The 20,812-nt window shown below is 43.2% G+C and carries 15 protein-coding genes; 3 read left to right on the plus strand and 12 right to left on the minus strand.

The features are described 5' to 3' along the window. Positions 1-144 precede the first annotated feature (144 nt). A complete protein-coding gene (locus UH38_RS08125) occupies positions 145-537 on the plus strand; it encodes a type II toxin-antitoxin system VapC family toxin (RefSeq protein WP_200892355.1) in 393 nt (130 codons plus the stop codon). A 92-nt stretch (positions 538-629) separates the two neighbouring features. Here UH38_RS08125 and UH38_RS08130 read toward each other — a convergent pair whose 3' ends face one another. Genes UH38_RS08130 through UH38_RS08140 form a run of 3 tightly spaced genes read right to left on the minus strand, consistent with a single transcriptional unit; the run spans position 630 to position 5,118 of the window. Then, positions 630-1,778 carry a lipocalin-like domain-containing protein gene (locus UH38_RS08130; RefSeq protein ID WP_045054158.1) on the minus strand — a complete coding sequence of 383 codons (1,149 nt, stop codon included), beginning with the start codon at positions 1,776-1,778 and terminating at the stop codon, positions 630-632. After that, a complete protein-coding gene (locus tag UH38_RS08135) occupies positions 1,775-4,363 on the minus strand; it encodes an ABC transporter permease (RefSeq protein ID WP_045054336.1) in 2,589 nt (862 codons plus the stop codon). Before UH38_RS08135 ends, UH38_RS08130 begins: the two co-directional genes overlap by 4 nt. 11 nt (positions 4,364-4,374) lie before the next feature. After that, positions 4,375-5,118: an ABC transporter ATP-binding protein gene (locus UH38_RS08140; RefSeq protein WP_045054159.1), complete on the minus strand. Its 744-nt coding sequence runs from the start codon at positions 5,116-5,118 to the stop codon at positions 4,375-4,377. A gap of 286 nt (positions 5,119-5,404) precedes the next feature. Between UH38_RS08140 and UH38_RS08145 the strand changes: the two genes are divergently transcribed. Further along, entirely contained in the window at positions 5,405-6,688 is a 1,284-nt protein-coding gene (locus tag UH38_RS08145) for a glycosyltransferase (RefSeq protein ID WP_045054160.1), read from the plus strand. 152 nt (positions 6,689-6,840) lie between these two features. Here the strand turns inward: UH38_RS08145 and UH38_RS08150 are convergent, their stop codons facing one another. The 8 genes from UH38_RS08150 to UH38_RS08180 form a co-directional block, all read right to left on the minus strand. Then, a complete protein-coding gene (locus UH38_RS08150) occupies positions 6,841-7,296 on the minus strand; it encodes a response regulator (RefSeq protein WP_045054161.1) in 456 nt (151 codons plus the stop codon). 8 nt (positions 7,297-7,304) lie between these two features. Then, positions 7,305-9,554: an ATP-binding protein gene (locus UH38_RS08155; protein WP_045054162.1), complete on the minus strand. Its 2,250-nt coding sequence runs from the start codon at positions 9,552-9,554 to the stop codon at positions 7,305-7,307. Between the two features lie 17 nt (positions 9,555-9,571). Then, entirely contained in the window at positions 9,572-13,432 is a 3,861-nt protein-coding gene (locus UH38_RS24735; protein ID WP_052672308.1) for a GAF domain-containing protein, read from the minus strand. Positions 13,433-13,681: 249 nt separating this feature from the next. After that, on the minus strand, positions 13,682-14,065 hold the full coding sequence (gene panD, locus UH38_RS08165; RefSeq protein ID WP_045054163.1) for an aspartate 1-decarboxylase: 384 nt from the start codon (positions 14,063-14,065) through the stop codon (positions 13,682-13,684). Positions 14,066-14,370: 305 nt separating this feature from the next. Then, entirely contained in the window at positions 14,371-14,913 is a 543-nt protein-coding gene (locus UH38_RS08170) for an inorganic diphosphatase (protein WP_045054164.1), read from the minus strand. 269 nt (positions 14,914-15,182) lie between these two features. Next, positions 15,183-15,371, minus strand: coding sequence for a hypothetical protein (locus UH38_RS25295; RefSeq protein WP_072044897.1), 189 nt, complete (start codon positions 15,369-15,371; stop codon positions 15,183-15,185). Positions 15,372-15,721: 350 nt separating this feature from the next. Beyond that, positions 15,722-16,672, minus strand: a complete 951-nt coding sequence (locus UH38_RS08175; RefSeq protein ID WP_045054165.1) for a DUF362 domain-containing protein — start codon at positions 16,670-16,672, stop codon at positions 15,722-15,724. Positions 16,673-16,684: 12 nt separating this feature from the next. Further along, on the minus strand, positions 16,685-18,109 hold the full coding sequence (locus tag UH38_RS08180) for an aspartate ammonia-lyase (protein WP_045054166.1): 1,425 nt from the start codon (positions 18,107-18,109) through the stop codon (positions 16,685-16,687). A gap of 52 nt (positions 18,110-18,161) precedes the next feature. Here UH38_RS08180 and UH38_RS08185 point away from each other — a divergent pair, with 52 nt between their 5' ends. Beyond that, positions 18,162-19,016, plus strand: coding sequence for a tetratricopeptide repeat protein (locus tag UH38_RS08185; protein ID WP_052672309.1), 855 nt, complete (start codon positions 18,162-18,164; stop codon positions 19,014-19,016). Positions 19,017-19,019: 3 nt separating this feature from the next. On the opposite strand, the gene modB is transcribed toward UH38_RS08185, so the two are convergent. Beyond that, entirely contained in the window at positions 19,020-20,810 is a 1,791-nt protein-coding gene (gene modB / locus UH38_RS08190) for a molybdate ABC transporter permease subunit (protein WP_045054167.1), read from the minus strand. Positions 20,811-20,812: the final 2 nt, after the last annotated feature.

Raw genomic sequence — 20,812 nt, forward strand, 5'->3', positions numbered from 1 at the left:
AATAACTTCCATTCCAAGTCGCTCAACCCCTCAAACCTACCTGCCATTTTCCTTCTTCTTTGTTCTGTCTATTTCTCCTTTACGTTGATTCTAGCTCAGATTTTTATATTAGTGGGATAGGCTCATATTCTAGATACAGACCACTTGAGTTTGTATGGACGCAATCATCCACAAGTCATTGCTCAATTACAAGCAAATTCTGAACAAATAGCAACAACCGCAATTAATGTTGAAGAGCAAGTAAAAAGGCGTTTAGCACAGGTAGCGGAAGCAAAATCAAAAGATGGGTCGGCGTTAACGAATGCATATCAACGTTTGGTAGAGACAATAATGCTGCTGTCTGAATTCCAGGTACTTAAATACAATGCCGAGTCTTGTGCAATTTATCAATCGCTCAAGGCTCAACGGATTAAAGTAGGGACACAAGACCTACGTATTGCCTCAATCACTTTGGCTCACAATGGAATTCTTGTAACTATAAATTTGCAAGACTTTAACCAAGTGCCTAACTTGATAACTCAAAAATGGTCGATTTAAATACTTTTTAGGCTCTTATACTAAGATAGCGATCGCTTTTATCCAAACATACATCAACAAAAAAGCGCCTGTATATACAACAACTCACTCGCTCAAGGTGTGCGTTCGGCTAATAGGCTATCTAATCGATTGGCGTATCCAGTCAATTCTACATAGCCTTTCCCGCGTAACGGCTGTTGTTGCCAACTACCTGTAAACGCTACCGCACCCTCCCAATATGTCGCAGTAGAAGTATTTAACTCCTGATCTGCAAGCATCGATTTTCCCTGCACTGTCAAATTTAACTTGGGAATTTCAATCTGCCATTTTGCCGGATAAACGGCTTTACTCTTGGTGCTTTTCCAAGTATTTAGTACATTCACCGTCCAATCTTGAGCGCTTAGTGGCTGTGTCGTACCATCGGCGGCAATAAAAGTTCCAGCCGAGGTTGATTCTAGCGTTCCATCTTCACGGCGTAATAGATAGAGCATCAAAGCTGCTCCATTATCAAACTGCATAGAAAACCAATCCCAGCCTATTGTTCCTGCTGTTAAGGCACTGGTTGAATATTCATGGTCTTTCCAACTAATTCCATTTACGGTGTAGATTTTGTTATTTATCGTTAGCGTTCCCGTTGTCGGCTGTTGTACCAAAGAATAGTAATAGGACGCATTTCCAGGCTCGTATCCTTTCACGCTCAAGCCGCGATCGCCTTGTAAAATTGGCGGTAAATTTTGACTTACGACTAAATCCAGCGCGGTATCTACCGCTTTGGCTTGCAGGCGCACTTTACCTGGCTCTAGTTCGGTTGCTGACCAATCTTGCAGCCAAACATGATACGGCATACTTTCTGCACCAGCAAGCTCGATATTTGCGCGACTAAATCGCTCGGATGAGTAAAAGTGTCGATCTTGAATATCGCTAACTGTAAAGTGTGCCGAATAAATCTGATTGCTCCGCAATTGGGAAAGTGTAATTTCTGGCTGCGATGTTAATGCTTGCCGAAAAAACGTCAGTTGAAAGCCAAATGGACGACCTTCTTGAGTTGCTAAGTTTCCCGTGTAGTACCACCACTCAGTTTGATACTCATTGTGAGGTCCAAAATCTGCGGGAAAATGCCATTCTCGCGGTGTCATGGCTTTGCGAAAACCAGTAGAACTTGCAGGCAAATCTAACCACTCTAATTGAGTGCTACTTGCCCAAACTGGTTGCTGCACAAATAAAGAAATACAAAAAACAAACAGAATCAATATAAATCTCATTCTTGTCGCACCGCAGTTGCAATATTCATTCTTCCCAAGCGAAACGCTGGATACATTCCAGCTAGCAATGCGGCAACGATCGCCACCAACAATGCTTGAGCGAAATATCGCCCTTCCAGCGCCATTTGTAATGTCCAACCAAACGATCGCACGTTAATGACATAAATCAAAATCCATGCCAACGCATACCCCAAGGGCATAGCAAATATTCCTGCCATCGCCCCCATCAACCCAGTTTCTAGTAGCGTCAAGGCTCCCAACTGGCGCGGTGTCATGCCAATCGCCCGCAGAATGCCGATTTCGCGCGTTCTTTCTAGCTGCAAACTCATCAATGTACTGAGAACGCCAATAAATGCCACTACAACCGCCAGCAAGCGCAACGCATCGGTGATAGCGAATGTGCGATCGAATATCTCTAACGATCCTTGTCGCAATGTCACATTTGACTGTACAGACAGGCTTTGTCGCTCTCTAAATCTCTCGCGAATCGCTTCAACCACAGTTTCCACATCTACATTTGGCTGCACGAATAACCCCAACGAAGCAATGCTAGCATCATGCCAAAACTGCTCGTATAAATCGTTGTCGAGAATAACTGTGCCGCGATCGGATGAGTAATCGTAGTAAACTGCCAAAATGGGAAACGTGCGATCGCCTTCGGGTGTTAGCAGCGTAATTGTTTCGGGTGGTTCAGAAACGTTTTCCCGCAAAAGCAAGGCTTCGGAAACGATCGCACCTCTACCTGCATCCAGAGCATTCCAAGGATCTTTGCCAATGTCAGGGCGAATCCAGGCATAAGGACGTTTGCCTTGAGATACATCCCCATCGGCAACAATTAGCTTAACTTGCTTGTTGTAATCTACTACCTGCACGTCTGCATCGTTGTACGTCACGGCTTTAGCAATACCTGGAAATGTCTCTATTTCTTGGACAATTGACGGCTCAATTTTGCCTAATACGCGATTTGCAGTTGTAGTAGGCGGCGAAACATAAATATCTGCTTGCAAAGTTTGATCCAACCACTGCACCACAGTACCGCGAAACGAACCAACCATAATCGACACGCCAACAATGACAGAAACAGAAACCATCAATGCAGCGATCGCGACAGACGTGCGACTGAGCGATCGCAAAATATCGCGTGGCGCTAACTTGCCAAAAATCCCCAGCGTTTGCTGTCCAATTGCTGCCAATCCCTGCATCAGTATGGTTATTAACGGCGGTGTCAGAAGTGCTGCACCTAATAACACTGCAAATAAGCCCCCAAATGCTGCGATTAAGCCGCCAGATTGCCACCTTAATAAGCCAATTCCAGCTGCGGTTATGCCCAACCACGCGATCGCTAAAATAGGCAGTAGCGATCGCACTTTACTTTCCAAAGTCGATCTTTGCAGCGTCAAACTAGGAGTTGAATTCATTGCCTCAATTGCAGGCAATGCTGATGCTAGCAGTGCAGAGGCGATGCCGATAATTAATCCTTTGGCAATTGTTAGGTTAGACAAGGTGACTTGCTGGACGGTGACAATAAAGTAAAAGTCGTTGATAGTTTGGGTGATTAAGCCGACAATGCTGCGCCCCAGCACAATGCCTAAACCGACACCAATAATTGAGCCGACAATACTAAAAATCGCTGCTTCAGCCAAAATCAGTGTAAATAGCTGGCGTTGAGTAACGCCAATACAACGCAAAATACCAAACAACGGGCGACGCTGCACGACGCTAAAAGTAACAGTGTTATAAATTAAAAACATTCCCACTACCAACGCCAGCAAACTTAGAGCCGTCAAATTTAACTCAAACGCTGCTGTCATTTGTTGGACTGCGTTCTTTTGTGCCTCAGCGGTTTCTATCTGAATTCCCGATGGTAAGGTGCTAGCGATCGCATCTAAATCTTCACTTTGGCGCACAATCAAATCAATATGGCTCAAGCGTCTGACTTGTCCTAATATCTCCTGCGCCGTAGCAATATCCGCGAACAGAAAATTGCTCAACGCGCGGCGATTGAGGGCATCGCTAGTTGCAACTGTTCCTACTAATTTGACTGTTTTTGCTTGCCCAGCAATGTCTAGGTGGAGTGGATCGCCCAAATGCACGTTATAGCGATCGGCAGTTTCTTTTGCCAGCACGATCGCATTTGGCTCGCTCAAAAATCTGACAAATCCATTGCCGCTACTGCCTACATCATCGAAGTAGCCCCGAAACGGCGATTCTGCAAATAAATCTACACCAACTAAGCGCAATGGCTGACTGCCTAATTCATTTACTTTGGCATAACCTTCGACGATGGGGACGGCATCGATCTGGCTAAATTGACGCTTAATTTGGGCGTAAACTGTTTCATCAATTCCAGTTGGTGCGATCGCGACAATCCGATGGGTAGCTTTTCCAGTAATCGCGTCGGTGGAAAGGGAAAATGCTCTTTGTGCAGAACCGTTGGCTAAATCGATTGACACCATCATCGCCACGCCGAGGGCAATGCCCAGAACGCAGAGAATATAAGGTAAAGGGCGGAGTTTGAGCCTTTGCCAAGCAAGTCGCCACAACGGGCGATTAGAAGTAATGGCGGTGGGAGAAGTTGATATCATAGCTGATTTTTTCACGCAGCAACTTCAGTTAGCTTGTCAGGCTCGATAGCCACTGGTATTAGTTGCCCATCTTGCACCCGCAGCACACGATCGGCGAATTTGGCAATCTCTGGATTATGAGTTGCCATAATTAACGTTTTCCCTGTTTTGCGCGTCAAGTCTAGTAATATTTGCAGCACTTTTTTACCTGTTTCTGCATCCAAATTTCCAGTTGGTTCGTCAGCTAACACAAGTTGCGGATTGTGAGCGAGGGCGCGGGCGATCGCTACGCGCTGCTGTTGTCCGCCCGACAGCTTATCGGGAAATGTATTTTGGCGATCGCCCAATTCTACTTGTTCTAACAGTCTGAGTGCGGATGCTTGCGCTGCTTTGGTCGATTTTCCTGCAAGTTCCTGCGGCAACGTGATATTTTCTAAAACGGTGAGCGTGGCAATCAAGTTAAAAAATTGAAACACAAAACCGATGCGATCTCGACGCAATAGCGTGCGCGATCGCTCGTTCATTTCGGCGATCGCTAGCCCGTTAATCTTAATTACGCCGCGATCGGGTTGGTCAATTCCGCTGAGGAGATTGAGCAATGTGCTTTTACCACTACCACTATTTCCCAATAGCACAATAAATTCTCCAGGTAAGATTGTCAGCGACACTCTGTCTAACACTGTGCGCTGCGTTTCGCCTTCTTGAAACGTCTTACTGAGGTGTTCTAACTCTACTAAAGCGCCTTCTTTGTTTGCTGTTTCCTGCTCGCTGCCCACTCAAGCACCTCTATTCACTAATTCATAAATCTTAATTAAAATTGCTCAAAGATTCATCGGTAGTGAGTCAAGTTAAGGAAGAATGGATTTCAAGGTTCTATACATAAATGAAAAACTTGGTGAAGTTCAAAAATCCTGTGGGCGAATGGTCTGAACTTGGCTGTAAAACTTCGCCGCTTTGCCACAATCAACCGTTTAACGTTGTTTAATAAGCAGTTAAGTTGCTGCTCGTAACTATTCAAACTTTTGCAGACTTCTCAAGCTTAATATCGAACTAACAGGTCAAATGATTCAATCGCATAAAATTACAGTTTTAGCAATTGGTTCAACCGGAGATATCTACCCGTACTGTGCGTTGGCTTTAGGATTGCAGCAAGCTGGGCATCAAGTTACAGTTGCGACAAATTATAACTTTGAAAATTTTGTGCGTGGTTTAGGTCTAGATTTTGCGGCGATCGCTGGAGATTATCGCCTCTTGCTAAGTTCAGAATCAGGACAGAAGATACTGCAAGGCGAAACTGCCAAGTTAATTGAAGATGACTTATTAAAACAGCAAATGAACGATGCGCTGGCTGCGGCTGAAGGAACAGAGGTCTTGATTTTTAATCATTTGGCAATTTGGGGATATCATGTTGCGGAACGATTAGAGGTTCCCACTTTTCTAGCTTCAACAATTCCCCTCAGTGCTACTCGGAGTTTCCCTTTTCTCAAATTTAGTGAAGAACCCAAGGCGAATCTAGCCAAAGGTTGGCTCAACTATAGCAGCTATATTTTGATAGAACTTTTATCGACATGGCAAGGTCGCGCAGTTACTAACAGCGTTAGAAAAGCATGGGGCTTGCCAAAACTGCCAGCACTCGGTCCACGCTTTAGACGCGATCGCCCCCGCTATCTCTCTTTTTTGCCTATCCTGTATGGAGTTAGCCCGTCTCTTGTCAGCAAACCTAAAGACTGGAGTAGTTCAATTTACCTAACTGGGGTGTGGTTTCTCGATCGCTTAGAACACTACGAACCTCCCGCCGCCCTCACTCAATTTTTAGACGCTGGAGAAACACCTATTTGCGTTGGCTTTGGCAGTATGATTGATGCAAGTTCTGAAGTATTAACCAACATTGTGCTAGCAGCACTTTTAGCATCAAAGCAACGTGCAGTTATTCTTTCGGGTTGGGGTGGACTAGGAAAAATAAAAATTCCCGACGATCTAAAAGCACAAATCTTTATCGTTGATGCAGTTCCCCATAGTTGGTTATTTTCCCAAGTAAAAGCGGTTGTGTATCACGGGGGTTCAGGCACAACGGCGGCTGTGTGCCGCGCTGGGATTCCTGCCGTAGTTGTTCCTTATTTCGCAGATCAAGCTGGATGGGCTAATCGTTTGTATCGGCTTGGAGTCAGTCCAAAACCAATTCCTAGAAAACAATTGACAGTTGAATCACTCGCAGATGCAATTAAAGTCGCTACCAGCGATACACAGATGCAACAAAAAGCCGCTTTGCTCGGTCGGAAAATTAGCAGTGAAAATGGTGTAGAGCAAGCTGTGGCAATCGTTCATCAATACTTGCAGAACCAGTGAATTTGTAGCGATCGCAACTAAAAATAGACTTTTTGCAAAAGTAGGCAACGCTCTGTAAATTAGCAATCCATCTTCTCCTCTGCTCCCCTGCTCCCCTTGCTTCCTTGTCCGTTGAAATTAATGGACTTATCCAAGAGGTCTACTCTCTTTTGCTATCCCTCTATTTGATGGGGTAAAACGCTAGCCTCGAACCAATAATTGATAAATAGCTGCACAGTCCAAATTAGCCTTGTAGTATCGATGGGCTTAACAATGTAACCATTGACACCCTTTTGGTAGCAAGTTTCCACATCTGTCGGATTAGACGATGTAGTAAAAACTACAATCGGAATTAATTGTAAGTCCCGGTCCTGCTTTACATTCCATAAAACTTCTCGTCCGTCCATTCCTGGCAAATTGAGATCGAGCAAAATCATTGCTGGGCGCGGTGCTTTGCTAGCATCTACATACTTACCTGTATGGTAGAGAAAGTCTAATGCATCCTCCCCATCACAGCAGCGGTAAATCGGATTTGTAATTGACGATTTGCGGGCGACGCGCACGAAGGCTACAAAATCTTCATCGCTGTCTTCAATCACTAACAATGACTCAGCAAGATTTGGTGTCATGAATTAGCTCAAGCTTGCAAGGTAAAGTAAAACGTACTACCTCGTCCGTAGGTAGATTCTACCCAAATTTTACCGCCATGACGCTCGACAATTTTTTTAACAATAGTTAAGCCCGCACCCGTACCGCCTCCGTATTGATTTTGCCCGTGTAGACGCTTAAAGATGCGAAATATACTATCTAGGTAACGTTCTTTGATGCCAATACCGTTGTCGCGGACGTAGAAAACTATAGGCGATTCTGTTTCGGCATCGAGGTAGCCAATCTCTACCCATTTTTGCGGGCGATCGCTATACTTGATTGCGTTACTTATTAAGTTACTAAATACTTCTGTTACCTGGACGCGATCGCAATTTATTATCGGTAGCGCTCTGGGAATATCAATTTTGGCGCTTGTCTCTTCAATCCGAGCGCTTAATAAATCTAAAACTTGTTGCACAACTATATTCAAGTCAGTGGCAGAAATTGCTAATTCTACTCTTCCCAACCGCGAAAAATGCAATAGCGAATTGATCAAGTCTTCCATGCGCTGAGTTAAGCGTACCAAGGTTTGCAACTTAGATACGCCTTCCTCGTTCAAAATCTGAGCGTAGTCTTCAATGAGAAAATTAGAGTAGTTATGTATGCCCCGAAGCGGCTCTTTTAAGTCATGGGAAGCAATATAAGCAAAGGCATCTAGTTCTGTATTGCTGCGTTCTAATTCGATATTGATTTTTGCTAATTCATCAGCTTGGCGGAGTACGATACTGACAATTGCGCCTCTTAATTCCAAAACTGCCTCAAGTTCGCATGGTTTCCAAGGCAAAGATTTAGCTCTAACTGTTTCTTGCCACAATTCAAATGACTTGCGCGGCGTTAGTCGCAATCCCCCGTCTTCATCTACTTCAAGGGGTTTGTGGGGATTTCCACCCCAATTAACTGTCTGGACTACTTCTGGGCGGAACCATAAAATATAGTTTCTATTTACTCTCGATATGGCTAAGGCTATTAATCCGCTAGCAACATCACTGTATTCTGCTGCAACTGGATAAACTTGAGATAGAGCATTGGTATGAAATAAATTGTCTTGTTTGGTTTCTATCCACTGCATTAAGTCGCGCAGTTGCTCTGGATTTGGGGTTTTGCCTGCAACACAAAATTCATCATCCCAGCAAATTGCTACCCCTTGAGCGCCAGCTAGTTCTAATAAATTTTCTTTGAGTGCTACTAAGCCATCAAACAAATTATTTTGCAGTCCGATTGATTCGATAAATTTTGACATTATCGATTTCAATTTCATTTTATAGTCGAGGTCTTGGTTTTCTTCTTTTGCTACCAATTGCATCGACATAACTTTACCTAAAAACTCGCAAGCTGTCCGCACTTCATAACTAATATATTTGGGTTCTTGATGGTGGCAAGCAATTAATCCCCATAGTTGCTTATCTTTCATTAGGGACACGCACATAGAAGCCCGCACGCCCATATTTTGCAGGTATTCAATATGTATTGGCGAGACGCTTCTTAGCACTGCTAGGCTTAAATCTACGGGGCTGTTATTAACTGGATTTAACTGCGGAATAATTTTTACACTTTGATAATTAACATCAGGGATCAAACGCAGCCAGTTAAGAGTATATAATTGTTTTGCCTGTTCGGGAATATCTGTTGCTGGGTAGTGCAATCCTAGATAAGGTTTTATGTCCGATCGCTTGTCTTCCGCAACTACGCAGCCTGCTCCGTCTGCATCTAGTTGATAAACCATAACGCGATCGTACTGCGTTAATTTACGAATTTCTTTAACAATATCTTGACAAATCTGCTCTATGTTTGTTGCGCTTTGCAATTTATCAATAGTGCTTTTAACATAACTGTAAAATTTATAAAATTCGGTATGATTTTCTGTTTTAGCTGGCTCTAATTCTAAAATTAGATTGCTATCAAATTTGTGAATAATCCCATCAAAGAAGCTAGTTTTATTTTGAGCTTCAATAGCTATCTTTAACGGATTAACGTTTTCAAAATCTGCCTGTAAAAATTGATAAATTGCCTGAATTTGCTGTTTGCCAAGTAAATCTACTAATGCAGTGTTAACTAATTGTTCTGGCGATCGCCCTAGCAGCAAGTCAGAATTAGCACTAACTTGAATGATTTTTAATTCTGGCTCCTGCAAAACTAGCAGCACCCCATGCGGTTGAATAAGTCCAGGAATGTGGATAGGTTCGCGATCGCAATTTGTCAGATCGATTGTTTCTGTGGCGATCGCTTGATTGTCATTCATTGGTAAAGATGGCGCGGCTACTTGCAGGTTAGTTCTAAATTATAAGTTGCCATCAAACTAGCAATTGCATTAACTAATTCTGATGACTCCACTGGTTTAGTGATATGGCTTTGAAAGCCAGCAGTTATTGACTTTTGGCGATCTTCTTCCTTAGCAAAAGCACTAACAGCAATCGCACCTATTGGTCTATTTAACGTAAGTTCTCTAATTCGACGTAGCAGTGTATAACCATCCATTTCTGGCATGGAAATGTCGCTGACGAGAATATCTGGCTGAAATTGCACTAAAACTGCTAATGCTGCTTCTCCAGATTCAGCAGTTTTAACTGTGCTGCCAGCTTCTTCCAGGGTAAAGGCAATAAATTCTAGACTATCAAAATTATCATCTACAACCAAAATCCGAACGCCAGTTAAAGGAGATGACATTTGATTTTCTAATTCTGCTGGCGTAATAGTTGAATTAGTTGAGGTAAGGATAGGTAATGTAACCGTAAATATTGCTCCTAATCCTACGCCAGGACTGTCAGCAAAAATCGTTCCGCCATGTAACTCTACTAAATGACTGGCGATCGCCAGCCCTAATCCTAACCCATCTTTAGCGCGATTTGTCGAGCTATCGGCACGACGAAAACGCTCGAATACATAGGGTAAAAACTCAGGCGCGATGCCTTTACCCGTGTCCTTTACTTGAATTTGAGCGTAGGAACCATCTGTATGCAGAGAAATTTCTACTTGCCCCCGCTCTGGAGTGAACTTAATGGCATTTGTAACTAAATTGGTAATAATTTGCTGCAAGCGGCTAAGATCGCCCCATACTTGCACCTGGCTATATTCAATTTGGGAGCTAAGTTGAATCTGTTTGGCTTGCGCCATCAAACTCATGCTATCAATAGTATTTTCTAGCAACGTAGCTAATTGTACGGGAGCCATAGTTAGCTGCAAGTTGCCGCGAATCATCCGCGAAACATCGAGCAAATCTTCAATCAACTGCACTTGAGTTTGAGCGTTCCTTTCAATAGTTTCCAGCGCCCGTTCGGTAGTTACCCGATCGAATTTGCGTGTCCGCAGTAACTTTGCCCAGCCCAAAATTGCATTCAAAGGCGATCTTAGTTCGTGAGATACCACTGCCAAAAACTCGTCTTTACTGCGGTTGGCGGCTTCTGCTTCTGCCCGTGCTGCTTGTTCTTTTGCTAGTAAAACTTCCCGTTCTTGCTTCAAATGCTTTTGTTCGCTGATATCTAATACAAAAGCCACACCGCGATCTGGGTATCCTGGCAAAAAAGCACAGCCGATTAAAATTGGTAGCCGCGTACCATCTTTGCAAATATACTCTTTTTCTATCGGATGGTAACAACCTGTAGATTGCATCTCGAACTTATTTGCTTCTATTTCCTGATATTCTGGCGGGGTAATATCGTCGAAGAAGATTTTGCCTGCTTGCATTTCGGCGCGACTGTAGCCTGTCATGCGGATAAAAGCATCGTTGGCATCAGTAATTTGACCTGCCATATTCCAGAACACAATCCCCATCAAGTCAGACTCAAATAAGCCTCTAAATAATGCTTCGTTTTCTTGCAAAGCTGTTTCAGTTTGCTTGCGCTTAGTGATGTCCAAATCGACACCAGCCATCCGCAAGGGTTGCCCGCCATCATCGTAAAATACCTGTCCTTTGCTCTGCGCCCAGCGAATTTGACCGTTAGGGTAAACAATCCGAAATTCAATGTTGTATTCTGCTTTTGTATCTACAGAGTGCTTGATTGCTGCTAAGACGCGATCGCAATCTTCAGGGTGCAACCTAGAGACGAACATCTCGAAAGAACTATCAAACTCTCCTGGAGCTAATCCAAATAAGGCTTCCATGTTCGCCGACCATTGAATTTGACCTGTTTGGATGTTCCAGTTCCAAGTTCCCATTTGGGCGGCTTCTAGAGCTAGGCGCAGCCCTGCTTCGCTCTCGCGCAAGCTTGCTTCTGCTTTCAACCGCTCTTGAAGTTGGCTAGAAACTTGGCTAAATAAGTCGGCTTGCTGAATGGCAATTCCTACTTGCGTTGCTAATTGTTGCAGCAGTTCGATTTCAATTGATTCCCACTTTCTAGGTGCAGAGCATTGATTGGCAACTAATAAACCCCACAATACTTCGCCTTGCAATATCGGTACTACTAGATTTGCTTTGATTTGAAATTGAGCGAGCATTTCTACGTGGCAGGGCGCTAGATTAGCTGCGTATACATCTGTTACAGCTTGAATGCGCCCTTGGCGATAGTCTTCACCTTTGGTTTGGCTAAAATACGTATCTTCAATTACAGCATCTTTGAGAACCCGCCATCCTTGTTCTACTGCTTCTACAACTACAGTTCCGCTCCAGTCAGGGGCAAAGCGATAAATAAATACGCGATCGCATCCTAAAAATTTCCGCACTCCAACAACAGTAGTCTCAAGGGCTATTTCTAAATCTAACGATTGCCTTACTCGCTGGGCGAGTTCATTTACTAGCCGTTCGCGTTCTGTTTGCTGTTGCAGGGCTATTTCTGCTTTTTGCCGCTCTTTTAATTCGTTTTGAACTTTTTGGTAGAGTTCTGACTGCCCAATGGCAATACTAATGCTAGTTGATAGCTGCTGGATCAATTCTATTTCTAACTGTTGCCACTGGCGCGGCGCGGCGCAATGATGAGCGATAATTAATCCCCACAAGACTTCGCCTTGAATTAGGGGTGCAACCAAGCAAGCTCTCACTTGAAACTGTTGCAGTAGCTCGACATAACATGGATCGATGTCAGGGGCGTAGATATCTGTTTTTGTGGAAATTTGTCCTTGGCGGTAGTTTTCAATATAGCGATCGGCAAAGCATGGATCGTAAAAGTTTGATGATAAGAGACTTCGCCACCCTTCACCCACAGATTCAACTATTGCTGTACCGCCTCCATCTGCTTGCACTTGAAAAATAATGACGCGATCGGTATGCAAAAATTGGCGAATTTCGGTTACAGTCGTTTGCAATACTGCCTCTAAGTCGAGCGAGGCGCGAATTTGCTGGGCTATTTGGGTAATAATTCTTTCTTGCTCGATTTGTTGCTTTCTGTCTGCTGCAGCTTGTTCGCGTTCTGTAACGTCTCGCCAAGAAACGATCACTCCGCGATCTAATTTGCTTGCCCGTAGATCGTAAAATTTAGTTAAATAGCGATCGCCGAACTTATCGCTATAAATTAGCGCTTCTTTAATTAATGGCTCGCCTGTTTCCACTACCTGACAGTATTGGGCAAATAATCCGCTTTGATAGTGGGCTGGTAGCAGTTCTCCTAAGCTTTGCCCGATCTGCTCTTTACTCATGCAATTGCTTTCTAGGGCTGCGGCGTTGAGGTAGTCGATGCGAAAGTCTACAATTTCTTCACCTTCATTTCTCACAGCAGAATAAATGCCAAAGCAGTCAAGCATATTTTCTACCGACGTGCGGAAGCGAGCTTCACTGCGTTGCAATTTTTGCCGCAACCTGTAGTTTTCGATCGCATTGCGTACTGCTAGCTGCAAGCGATCGCTTGTTATATGATTTTTGACTAAATAATCTTCTGCGCCGTTTTTAATTGCTTGGGCTGCTACTTCTTCGTTTCCTTGCCCTGTAATCATAATTACTGGGGGAGTGCGATCGCCTACTTGCTCTTTTAATTCACCCAGAAATTCTAATCCATCTAAATCTGGCAATCCAAAATCTAGCAATATTCCATCTACAGCTTGCTCTTGACATAATGCTAGCCCACCTGCTGCTGACTCTTTTTCCACGATTGTGTAGGTAAATTCTGCATCTGCTAGCAGATACCGTTTATAAACTTCTCGATCTGGAGGAAAATCATCAACAATCAAAACGGTGCGGTGTTGCTTGGTCATTGCATCCTACAAACTGTTTAGTATGTGCTGTCAGGTTTTAGCAATTAGGTATTTCGTTAACTACGAACAAACAGCTATTTTGCTAAAAGCTAACAATCTAATAGCGCCTCCTCAATGAGTAGCGATTTTTTAATCTTGTTTTCCCAATATACTCGATCGCTATAGTCTCTTTGAAGTCGCTATTGCTTCTTCAAACTTATTTAATATTTACTGCAACCTTTAGTTCCCAGCATTTTTAACTAAAGCTTTTCACACGGTAGCTAGCAGTTCATCATAGCGACGTACTTCCACAAGCTTATTTTGTCCGTCTACCAAAACGACTGTCGGGCAGTAAGTTTGGAGTTCTTCACTGCTAAACTGAGCGTAAGTCATAATGATTATGCGATCGCCAGGCATTCCCAGTCTTGCTGCTGCTCCATTTAATTCTATAGCTCTAGAGTTTGCTGGAGATGCGATCGCATAGGTAATTAATCGTTCTCCATTCGCTACATTGACTACTTGCACTTGCTCGTAAGGTAAAATTCCTGCAGCATCTAATAAAGTGCGATCGATGCTGATGCTACCTACATAGTTCAGATTCGCCGCTGTCAGAGTGCAACTATGAATTTTGGCTGCCAAAAATGTACGATGCATAGAGTAGTTTTGATTTTTGAGTTTTAAGTTGTTGATTTACTAGCTCGTTACTTTACTCAAGGGACAAAAAGGGGAAGAGTTAACAGTGACCAGTTACCAGTTACCAGTTACCAGTTAAGAACTAATAGCTAGTGACTGTTAATTGTCCGAGCTACTAACTATCTCACCATCAGCAGTTCTTAGCTATCAGCTACTTAGAAAAGAGTATTTTCCTATTTCTCTTTTACCTGGTCACTGGTCACTGGTCACTGGTCACTGTTAACTCCCCTAGCTATTTTTTAGTGTAGGCTAAATTTCCCGCAATCTTATGTAGTTTCTGAGTCTGAATCGCGTCCTTGTTCGCTACCTGCTTGGATGCACTTTTCTACCAAAGGCATAACTTCTTCTACATCTAGCCAACCGCGAATTTCTGTTACCTTTTTCTCCAAGTTTTTGTAACTGCGGAAAAACTCGGCAATTTCGTTTAAGCGGTGCGGTGCTACATCTTTGAGAGAATGAACGTGAGCGTAACGCGGATCTTTGTCAGGAACGCAGAGAATTTTTTCATCGCGATCGCCACCATCGATCATTTCTAACATACCGATTGGTCGCGCGGCAATTACGCAGCCTGGAAATGTTGGCTCGTCCATCAATACCATACCATCAAGCGGATCGCCATCATCAGCCAAAGTATTCGGCACGAAGCCGTAATCGTAAGGGTATTGCACTGATGAGTAAAGCACTCGATCTAAAGCAAAGGCTTGTAAATCTTTATCGTACTCGTACTTATTTTTGCTACCAGCAGCAATCTCAATCAAGACATTAATTAAACCTGGTTTAGGTTGGGCTGGAATGCGGTTTAGATCCACTGAATTTCTCCACTTGACAAAACTTAGAAGGGAGCATTTGCTTAATGCTCCCCTGGAAACGCATTCTAGGCTAAAATGGGCGCTGTTAACAGTGACCAGTGACCAGTGACCAGTGACCAGTTAATCCCCATACTTAAAAGAGCGGGGATTTACATAATGAATTAATTTCTTGATTTCCCATAAATAAATTTGGGAACACGAGCTTTTGGCAAGAATCCTCTTTCCTAAAACGTCGCTTGCTTGTACCTTCTTAAATTACGAATTACGAATTATTTGGTCACAGTTCTTTGATAGGTAATTGGTTGTACTTCCCCGATCGCACGGCTTGATGAATAATGACCGATTACCCACAAAGGTACTATCAAAGTCACTAAAGCGATCGCCGTTCCTGTAATGTCTGCCAACCGATGAGAAGCTCTTACTGAGGAGTTGACAGACGGGGTACTACTTGAATCCATATAAATTTGCGAACCTACCACTCAACCCAGGGAGGCAATGAGAAAAGTATTTTTTCTGGTTGCCACTACCCTGCTATTACTATTTTAGCTAGTTATTTGAGTAAGACTGTCTGCTAGCAAACAATCTCAAGTCAAAAAACTTCCTATCAGCACGTATTTACTGCTTGACTGACTTAGTTTTCCCAACTTGCAGCCAAAAATATAGGCGATCGCATAACTTCATAAAAAAACCGCCAAACTAAGGCGGTTTCTCAGCAATCAGAGGATTTGAGCGATGCTTGGCGTTTTTATCGTTCTCCATTAAAAATTAAATATCTTTAAATTACGAATTACGAATTACGAATTACGAATTATTTAGTCATCGGCTCCTTAATAAATCTAATATACAGGTGCTTAAAAGTAGACTGAACCACGCGCGGCATTCCAAAATCAATCGGCATCAGCTTATCTGGTAGCAAAAAATCGTGAATTTGTAAGTCGGCAGGTTGCAGAAGCGGAAAGTCAATATCTGCTAGTTCTCCTATAAGTCCCAAACGCTGCTGGGCGGCTATTGTCGGCACTGCAAAAGGCTCGACACCGAGGATAGATACCATTACTCTATCAAGCGCAAATACATTGCTTGCTGCTCCTAAAATGCCCAAATGACGCGGTTCTCCGCCACTAGGTCCATTGCCTTGATGAGCGATGATGCCGTCAAGAATTGTCAAGTTTGGGGCGATCGCTTTTGCTGTTTCAACTAGCATTTCCCCAAATCTGTCACGATCTTTGCCAGCTTCCATGTGCCACCATGCTTTCATCTTGCCAGGAACGCAGCCAAATAGGTTTTTTACGCCCAGTGTTAGTGTTAATTGCGCGTGAGATTTGACTTTAGGCAAGTTGATGACGACATCCGCCTCCATTGCTTCTTTTGATAGCAACAGATGGTTAAATTCGCCTGCGGTTTGATAGCGTTGTCCGTGAAAGTCGATTACTGGTAAATTTAATTTCTCAATTATTGGTAAGTAACCATTTGCTGCTGCTACTCCCATAGCACTACCAAAAGCAGGGCTATCGCCTAAAAATGGTTTACCGCCTGCATCTATTACCATTTGGGCTACGGCATGCACTAATTCTGGGCGAGTGGTACACTCTTTTCCAGGACGCGCCCCAGTTAATAGGTTGGGTTTGAGTAAAACGCGATCGCCTGTTTTTACAATAGCTTCGATCCCGCCTAGCGGAGCTAGTAAGGTTTCTAAATTTCTAGATAGGCATTCTAAATCGTAAGATTCAGCGCGAATTAGACTGACGCAGGGTTTATTCATAATTTTTATATTTTATGGATTTGAGGTAGGCATCGCACTCATTTGTTCTAGGTTTAATACCTTAGCTAATTCCTCTGCACTCATCAAACCGCGTTCTAGAACAATTTGCCGCAAAGATTTACCTGTTTCTAGTGATTCTTTGGCAACTGCGGCGGCATTTAAATAACCAATGTGTGTATTTAAGGCTGTAACTAAAGCAAGACTACCTTCAGCGTAAGCCAGACAGCGATCGCTATTAGCTGTAATTCCTTGTATGCAACGTTTTGTTAGGGCATTAATGGTGTTACCTAATATTTCGATGCTGTGAATGAGGTTGTAGGCAATCAACGGCATCATTACATTTAACTCTAATTGCCCTGCTTGGGCGGCAAATGCGATCGCATTATCATATCCCATTACCTGAAAACATACCATTGATGTCATTTCTGCCATTACAGGGTTGTATTTCCCTGGCATAATGGACGATCCTGGCTGTACTGGTGGCAATTGAATTTCTTTTAATCCAGTTTTTGGTCCTGAATCCATTAACCGCAAATCGTGAGATATTTTGACACAGTCTTGAGCTAAGTTGCGTAAAGCACCGGAAACGTTGACAAATGGAGCCATGCTTTGCATTGCTGCCATTAAATGCGGTGCTGGTTTTAAGGAGTGACTTAGGAGTTCTGATAGTATTTGGGCAACGCGATCGCTATACTGAGGATGAGTATTTAAACCCGTTCCGGCTGCACTTCCGCCTAATCCTAGTTTTGTTAAGTCTTCTGCTGCTAATTTAAGTCTATTTTGATGCTCTATGAGAATTTGCGCCCAAGCGCGGAAACTCTCGCCTAGCCTGACTGGTACTGCATCTTGCAGATGAGTTCTGCCAGATTTGACTATATCTTGAAATTCTATAGCTTTATTATTTAAGGATGCGATCGCTTCCTCTAAAGCTGGATATAGCGTGTGTGCTAGGGCTAGCAAGCCGCCGATTCTAATTGCTGTAGGGATAACATCGTTTGTAGACTGTCCGTAATTGACATGATCGTTGGGGCTAACTCGTTGATAATTGCCTTTGCGATCGCCTAATATCTCTAAAGCCCGATTGCTGAGAACTTCATTAATATTCATATGGTGAGAAGTTCCCGCGCCAGCTTGATATATATCGACCACAAACTGATCGCGCATCTTACCAGATAATACTTCATCCGCCGCTTGGACGATCGCGCGAGCAATGTCTGCGGGAATGCAACTAAGTTCGCTATTAGTAAGGGCTGTAGCTTTTTTGATGATTACGCAAGCATCTACATAAGTAGGCAAAGGTTTGATGCCGCTAATGGGAAAATTCTCTATCGCCCGCACAGTTTGAATGCCGTAATAAGCACTGTTGGGGATTGGCAATTCGCCCATCGAATCGCGTTCGATGCGAAATTCTGAATTTTGTTGATCGATCGTGGTCATTTTTTGGGAATCTTAGAGAATAAAATCATCCTTAAGTATGATGCCAAATTTTATGAGACTTACCCCTAGCTTGGAAGCAGAATTTCTTTTTCATCACGGCGTACACCAAATTAAAGCAGAAAAGTACGAATCAGCGATCGCCAGTTTCGATCGGGCGCTAAGATGTAAACCTGATTATAGCGAAGCTTTGTCGCAACGCGGTTTTGCTTTAGGTAGTCTGGGTAGACACACTGAAGCAATTGCTAGCTTTGATAAAGCGTTGATAATTCGCCCTGATGCTTGCTGGTTGTGGCACAATCGCGGTATAGCGCTAGGGAAGTTAGGTCGCTATGATGAGGCTATCAATAGTTTTGATAGGGCGCTAGAGTTTAGTCCTGATAACTCTACAATTTGGCACAATCGGGGCATTACGTGGAGCGATCGCGGCTGTTATGAAAAAGCTGTTGCTAGTTTCGATCGCGCTTTGCAACTCCAACCTCATGCTTATTGGGCTTGGTACAATCGAGGTACGGCTTTAGGGCAGTTGAAGCGGTTTGAGGAAGCATTTAATAGTTTCGAGCGGGCAATTGAATTTAAGCCAGATTCGTTTTTAGCATGGTATCATCGGGGCTTAATTTTGAGCGATTGGGGCAGTTATGAAAAAGCTGTTGATAGTTTTCAAAGAGCTTTAGATGTCCAGCCAGATTCCGGTAAAGCTTGGTATAGCATGGGTTTAGCGCTAGGAAAGTTAGACTGTTATGAGGCGGCGATCGCAGCTTTTGATAAAGTGCTAGAACTGCAACCTGATAATTATTGGGGATGGTATAACCGAGGCGTAGCTTTAGAGCAAATCGGCAGACAGGAAGAAGCTGATATTAGTCACAATAAAGCGATCGCTCTGCAATCTCAGGATATTCATGAAATTTAAATATTATTCGGTAGTTAGAAATAATCGCCCTGGATCTAGATAAATATGCCAAGGTAAGGGTTTATCTTTCAAATTTGCCCACTTTTCTTTAAATACTTCTGCTTGCAGGTGATAATCGTCCTGGTGATGGGGCGGCTGATGTAGCTTGAGATAAATTGTCATGCGGTGGGGTGTTTCGCTAGTTTGCACCACCCAGCAAGGAAAAGTGTTGGGGCGATCGCTTTTTGCTGAGAATATTAACTGGTGAGCGCGAATCCCTACATACTGCAATTGGTTGGGGATAGGTTCGATAACGTCTAACGTACATCCCCAATCTAAAGCTTGGATTTTTTGCGGTGCAATTGCACGCGCAACAGAGAAATTCTTACATCCGGTTAGCTGGGCAACGAAATACGTGCCAGGACGTTCAAAAATCCGCTCTTTTGAGCCATTAGCAACTATTTTACCTGATGATAGCACTAACAAGTTCTTGCACGCCCTGTAAGCTTCTTCTAAATTGTGAGTAACAAATAGCGTTACACCTTGATATTGGCTGAGGATAGAAATTAGCTGCTTTTCTAGCTGGCTGCGTAAATGAGTATCTAAAGCAGAAAATGGTTCGTCAAGTAAAAGGACTTGTGGTTGCACTGCTAAAGCCCTCGCTAATGCAACACGCTGTTGTTCGCCGCCTGATAAGTTATCAGGATAGCGGTTTTGCAGTCCTTCTAGGTGCATTAAAGCAATTAATTGACTTGCTTGCTGGTTGCGGGTGGTTTTGGGCAAGTTTTGGATACCAAAAGTGATATTTTCCCAGACAGTTAGGTGAGGGAATAAAGCATAGTTTTGGAAGACAAAGCCGATGCGGCGATCGCAGCTAGGTAAGTTAATATGTGTTTTGGCATCAAATAAAATGCGATCGCCTAAAGTAATACAGCCTGCATTCGGTGTTTCTAAGCCTGCAATACAACGCAATAGTATACTTTTCCCCGCGCCTGAAGCCCCCAATATGCCCAAAGGATAACTATCGGCGCTAAAATCGGCGGTTAATGTCCAATTGGGTAAATGTTTGTGGATATCTACTGTTAAAGAAGCTGAAGATTTGTTGACGGCATTTAGTTCTCTTTCACTTGGCAATAAGTACCGCTTTGGTGCTTGTTTCTTTTGGTTGCTATCTTCTTGAGCATTTAAAGCTAATGTTGCTACCAGAGAAATAGCGATGATAACTAATACCCATATTACGGCGCGATCTATTTCACCGCCTTCTGCTGCAAAAAATATCGCTGTCGGAATCGTTTGAGTTTCGCCAGGAATATTACCCGCTAGCATTAATGTTGCCCCAAATTCGCCTAATGCGCGGGCAAAAGTTAAAATTGTTCCGGCAATAATTCCCGATTTGCTTAGAGGTAAAGCAATTTGCCAGAATACTCGTAACTCAGATGCGCCTAAAGTTCTCGCCGCTGCTAGCAAATTGGCATCTATTTGCTTGAATGTGCCTAATGCTGTTTTGTACATTAGGGGAAAGGCTACAACTGTAGCTGCGATCGCAGTTGCATACCAGGTGAAAATTAAGGTAATACCAAAGTGTTGTAATAATCGCCCCAAACCATTTTTACCTAGCAGCAATAGTAAAATGAAGCCAATTACTGTAGGTGGTAAAACTAAAGGCAAAGTAAGTAAACTATCAATTAAATTTCTGTTTTTGCCGCGATAATTAAATACCCACCAAGCCGCACTAATTCCTATAAAAAAAGTGATTGTTGTTGCTGTTAAAGTAGTTTTAAGTGATATCCATAGTGGAGATAAATCGAAATTCATCT

It is taken from the genome of Aliterella atlantica CENA595 (genome assembly GCF_000952155.1).
Lineage (GTDB): Bacteria > Cyanobacteriota > Cyanobacteriia > Cyanobacteriales > Chroococcidiopsidaceae > Aliterella > Aliterella atlantica.